This window comes from Psychrobacter sp. Ps6 (assembly GCF_022129235.1).
In the GTDB taxonomy this organism is placed as follows: domain Bacteria; phylum Pseudomonadota; class Gammaproteobacteria; order Pseudomonadales; family Moraxellaceae; genus Psychrobacter.
On sequence record NZ_JADQAI010000048.1, the window covers coordinates 1,396 to 2,330 of the forward strand.

2 protein-coding genes are annotated in these 935 nt (G+C 40.7%); both read right to left on the reverse strand.

Annotated elements, in window-relative coordinates; all coding sequences use genetic code 11:
* A partial coding sequence (locus tag I3255_RS14975; protein ID WP_238039274.1) for a transglutaminase-like cysteine peptidase occupies positions 1 to 523 on the reverse strand: 523 nt, incomplete at its 3' end.
* A gap of 5 nt (positions 524 to 528) precedes the next feature.
* The coding region (locus I3255_RS13545; RefSeq protein WP_238039275.1) for an OmpA family protein at positions 529 to 935 on the reverse strand (407 nt) is incomplete at its 5' end.

The window sequence follows — 935 nt, forward strand, 5'->3', positions numbered from 1 at the left end:
TGTATATGGGCAAAAGATCTTTTCTCTTATTTGCTGGTTTGATCTCACCATCAAGATTATCGAGAATTTCAGGAACGGCTGTTGGGGTAGGGTAGTAGGCTACAACCATATGAAACTGGTTTAAATTCAATGACTTTACATAGACTAGGCGTAACTTCGAATCTGGTACGCCCAAAGATCGAAGTGCCATGTACTTAGCGATACTAAAGTCTTCACAATCGCCAGCACCAACACCCACAAATTCCAGAGGTGTGGCCCAGTAATCTTTTTTTCCCCACAGCTTTATATCATCAACAAAGATAAACTGATTAAAGAAATTATTAACCAGCTTAAGTTGCTTTTGGACTGGGAATTGCCGTGAATCATCGATTAGCTCCCGCCATGCAGTTGCACGTTTTCCAGCCCTTTCACCATAAAAGCTTCGTATTTTGCTAATCTGCTGTTGCTCTCGACTTGTTAGTGCGTCGACATTTGCGGCTATACATAGAAGAGCAACAGCAACCAGTGTAACGAATTTTTTCACTGTTTTTAATTTTCACGTACTGTAAAAATTGTCCACTGATCAACAACGTGACCTTTTGACCCTACAACTTGAGCAACAACACGTCGACTTAATGTGTTGCTAGCTTCTGATGTTTCAGCTTGAATCGGATCCGCATCACCGAAACCAACGGTTTTGATTCGATCTGCCGCAACACCAAAGTCGATTAATTGTTGTCTAACATTCGCAGCTCGGGTATCGGATAAATATTGGTTATGAGCACTATTGCCAACTGGGCTCGCATAACCTTTTAACTCTATATGAGTTTCTGGGAATGTTTTTAAAAACTGTGCTGTTTTCTTGAGTTGAGACATGTAGGTCTCAGGAATGACCGTTGAGTCATTCGCAAATAAAACATGCACACTGTTTTTTTCATCGGTTTTAACGTAAGTTG